The following is a 3,901-nucleotide window of genomic DNA, read 5'->3' on the forward strand; positions in this document are numbered from 1 at the left end:
GGCGGCGCGACAAGTTACATACGGCATGTATGTATAAAAAGCGTATATTCATACGCACCGAATGTAAATAATCATACGCACCGTATGTAAGGAGTCGCCCCGGCTCCGGCCGCGCCCATGGCGCCGGTTCCGGCGGCGGGGCGGGTGCGGCGGTGTGCCCGTACCGCGGGCCGCACCCGCCGCACCCGCCCCGGCTCCGGCCGCGCCCATGGCGCCGGTTCCGGCGGCGGTCCGGGTGTCGGTGCCCGTGCCGGTGCCCTTGTCGCCGAGATTGCCGGCCTTCCTGGTCAGGCCGTAGTGCCGGTAGAGCTCCTCCTCCTCGGCGACGGAGAGGTGCGCGTCCGCGTCCACCCGCGGCGCCTCCTTGACCGTGTCCTTGGAATGCACGACATGCAGGTCGGAGCCCACTCGACGGGCTCCGGCCAGCGGTACGAAGCTCTCCTTCATGCCGAACATCCCGGTCTTGACCGTGACCCAGTCGGGCTTGCCGGTGTCGTCGTCGACGTACACCCGGCCCACACTGCCGACCTTCTCGCCGTCGTTGTCGTACACGGTCAGACCGTCGAGCTCTCCGGAATCCGTGAAACCGTCAGCGGCTCCCATAACCGAACCCTCCTCGCTGGGCGCGCCCTGTGGTTGGCTCCACCAGATGTGGCACGTCCGGCTTCCATCGCGCCTCACCCGGTATGACGCTGCAACCGCCCAGCCACCCGGCCGCAGGGGCTCCACAGGCCCCGGGCTCCCCGCTGGCCCCGCACGACGCCGCTGAGCGGCCCTCGGGCCGGTTAGGCCAATCGGGTGAGCGGGTGCGGGCCCGGCATATGATCGGCGGAGCACGGCGGCCCCGGGAGTACGGGCCATCGCCGGTCCCGCCGAGCCACCAGGGGTGCGCCATCCGTTCCGTACGCGTCCACCTGCCCGCCCAGCGCGGCGAACCGCGCGCGCAACTGCGCGACCGGCACGAGGACGGCCACCACCTCCACCACCTCCTCTGGCGGCTGGGGCCCGGTGTGCGGGTGTGCAGCAGCGCGGTGCTCGGCGGCGGCATCGGCCCCCGGGCCTGGCTCCTCAACGCGCAGGTCCCCGGCGGTTACCCACGCCTGGACCCGGACCGCCACCTCGCCGAGATCGCCGCCGCGGAAGGGCTCACCGGCCCGGGGGCGGGGCTGATGACCGCTGCCGACGTCGCCGCGTACACGGTGGGCCACGACGGCGGCGTCACCGCGACCGTCACCGCCGGCCTCGGCGTACGGGGCTGGGCGGCGGCCCCCGAGACGGACACCCGCACCCCGCACGGGCCGGGCACGGTCAACATCGTCGTCACGCTCCCCGTCGCACTCTCCGACGCCGCCCTGGTCAACGCCGTCGCCACCGCCACCGAGGCCAAGGTCCAGGCCCTCCTGGACGCCGGACTCGACTGCTCGGGCACCCCCACGGACGCCGTGTGCGTCGCCGCCCCGGAGCCGGGGCCCGACGGCGGCGAACCCTTCGCCGGGCCCCGGTCCACCTGGGGCGCGCGCATCGCCCGCGCCGTGCACACGGCCGTACGGGCGGGAGCCCGCCTCAGCTGACCGTCACGGGGTGCCGCACCACCGCGTCGAACAGATAGCCCTGCGTGTTGTGGGCCGTCGCCTTCGGCTGCGTACGCCCCGACCGGTCCGTGGCCCTGGCCAGCAGCTCCGTCGTACCCCTGCGCGTGGGCACCCAGTCCGCCGACCACCGCACCCAGCTCCCGGCCCGGGGCGCGTCGTGCAGCCGGGCCCGCCGCCAGTGGCGCCCCCCGTCGGTGCTGACCTCCACCGATCCCACCGGCGCCCCGCCCGACCAGGAACGGCCGGTCAGTACCGAACGGCGGTGGGCGCGGAACGAGGCGCCCCGCGCCAGCTCGAAGGCGCTCTTGAGCGTCTGCCGGGCCAGCGGGGCGCTCCCCTCCGGCGGGTACCCGGGGCCGAACAGCCGGTAGAGGCCCGTGTTCCACGGGGTGAGCAGCGGCTCGGCGCTGACCTCGATGTCCCCGACCCACTTGATGTTGGCGATCCCCACCCACGAGGGCACGATCACCCGGACCGGATACCCGTGGTCGGGCGGCAGCGGCGCGCCGTTCATCTCGTACGCGAGCAGTACGTCGTCCAGCGCCTTCGCCACCGGCACCGGCCGGCGCACCCGCCCCAGGTTCACACCGTCCGTGACGACCTCCGCGTCCAGGCCGCGCGGCAGCACGTCCACCGCGTGGCGCCCGATGCCGGCCCGGCGCAGCACATCGCCCAGCCGCACCCCGCGCCAGCGGGCGGTGCCGATCGCCCCGAGCGTCCACGCGGTGCCGCTGACCTCCTGCCCCTGCTGCGAGGCGAAGAAGCTGCGGCCGTTGCCCGCGCACTCCACGAAGGCGGTACGGGTCACCGAGGGCAGCGCCCGCAGCTCGGCGTAACCGAAGTCCACCGGGCCGCCCTTCAGCCCGTCGCCCCAGACCGTCAGCTTCCAGGTGTCCCGGTCGACGCGCGGGGTGGCGGTGTGGTTGCGGACGAAGAACCGGTCGGCGGGGGTGAGCGGCCCGGTGCCCTTGAGCGCGGCGAAGTTCGTCTCCGCGTTGGTGCCGCGCAGCGTGAACAGATGCGGGGGCAGCGGCTTGACCACACCGGGCAGCCCGTCGTCGCTCCGGGCGGCCGTCGCCTGTGCGGGGGCGGCGACCGAGGCCATCGGCACGGCCGCCGCCCCCGCCGCGAGAAGCCTCAGCAGATCGCGGCGGTCGATCCCGGCGGAGCGCGCCCGGCCGGCGGACCACTGACGCAGCCGTATCCGGTCGTAGACGTCCTCGGACGGTGGGGGCAGCGGGCTCATGGAAGCTCCTCGCAGAGAACGGGGGATGAAGGGGTGGGGGAAGGAGAAGGGGAGGGCGGGAGCAACTCCCGTACGAGTGCGCCCACCTGGTCGGCCTCGATGAGGAATCCGTCGTGGCCGTAAGGGGAGTTGACGACCCTCAGGGCGTCCGCCCCCGGCAGCAGCGCCGCCAACTCCGCCTGCTGGCAGGCCGGGTAGAGCCGGTCCGAGTCGACGCCGACGACCAGCGCGGGCATGTCCGCCCGGCGCAGCGCTCGCGCCGTTCCGCCCCGGCCCCGGCCGATGTCGTGACCGTTCATCGCCTCGGTGAGCGCCACATAGCTGCCCGCGTCGAACCGGCGCACCAACTTGCCCGCGTGGTGGTCGAGATAGGACTCCACCTGGTAGCGCCCACCGCGTCCCGGCTCCTCGCCCGGCTGCGGCGCGCAGCCGAAACGGGAGCCGAGCTCGGGCTCGGTGCGGTACGTGATGTGGGCGATCCGGCGCGCCTGGCCCAGGCCCCGGTGCGGACCGCCGCCGGGCGGCGCGTCGTGGTAGTCGCCGCCCCGCCACGCCGGATCGGAGCGGATCGCGCCGACCTGCACCGAGCCCCAGGCGATCTGCTCGGCGGAGGCGGCGGCCGGGGCGGCCAGCACCAGCAGCGAACCGGTGCGCTCCGGCCTGCTCACCGCCCACTCCAGGGCCCGCATCCCGCCCATCGACCCCCCGACCACGGCTGCCCACCGGTCGATGGACAGCGCGTCGGCCAGCGCCGCCTCGGCCGCCACCTGGTCCCGTACCGTCAGATACGGGAAGCGGGAGCCCCAGGGCGTGCCGTCGGGCCCCGGGGAAGAGGGGCCCGTACTGCCCTGGCAGCCGCCCAGCACGTTCGGGGCGACGACGAACCACCGGTCGGTGTCGAGCGCCCGGCCCGGTCCGACCAGCGCGTCCCACCAGCCGGGGGTGGGGTGGCCGGGCCCGGCCGGCCCGGCCACATGGCTGTCGCCGGTCAGAGCGTGCAGCACCAGCACGGCGTTGGAACCGTCCGCCGCCCGCTGCCCCCAGGTCTCGTACGCCAGGCGGC

Annotated in this window: 3 protein-coding genes and 1 pseudogene; 1 reads left to right on the forward strand and 3 read right to left on the reverse strand. The window is 74.5% G+C overall.

What is annotated here, in order from left to right; all coding sequences use genetic code 11:
* Nucleotides 1-147 precede the first annotated feature (147 nt).
* Nucleotides 148-603: pseudogene (locus tag AB0917_RS33810) on the reverse strand (PRC-barrel domain-containing protein); the annotation flags it as partial.
* 218 nt (nucleotides 604-821) lie between these two features.
* Here AB0917_RS33810 and AB0917_RS33815 point away from each other — a divergent pair.
* Nucleotides 822-1,571, forward strand: coding sequence for an adenosylcobinamide amidohydrolase (locus AB0917_RS33815; RefSeq protein ID WP_366823535.1), 750 nt, complete (start codon nucleotides 822-824; stop codon nucleotides 1,569-1,571).
* Here AB0917_RS33815 and AB0917_RS33820 read toward each other — a convergent pair.
* Complete coding sequence (locus AB0917_RS33820) at nucleotides 1,564-2,838, reverse strand: sulfite oxidase (protein WP_366823536.1); 1,275 nt, start codon at nucleotides 2,836-2,838, stop codon at nucleotides 1,564-1,566. The two genes, AB0917_RS33815 and AB0917_RS33820, sit on opposite strands and share 8 nt — an antisense overlap.
* On the reverse strand, nucleotides 2,835-3,901 hold a 1,067-nt coding region (locus AB0917_RS33825), incomplete at its 5' end, for a homoserine O-acetyltransferase (RefSeq protein WP_366823537.1). The genes AB0917_RS33820 and AB0917_RS33825, both read right to left, overlap by 4 nt.

The organism is Streptomyces sp. NPDC007346, from assembly GCF_040703535.1.
Taxonomy (GTDB): Bacteria; Actinomycetota; Actinomycetes; order Streptomycetales; family Streptomycetaceae; genus Streptomyces.

Excerpts from the sequence above, each read along its gene's own strand:
- AB0917_RS33815 (WP_366823535.1), top strand. The coding sequence starts at position 822 with ATGATCGGCGGAGCACGGCGGCCCCGGGAGTACGGGCCATCGCCGGTC.
- AB0917_RS33820 (WP_366823536.1), bottom strand. The coding sequence starts at position 2,838 with ATGAGCCCGCTGCCCCCACCGTCCGAGGACGTCTACGACCGGATACGG.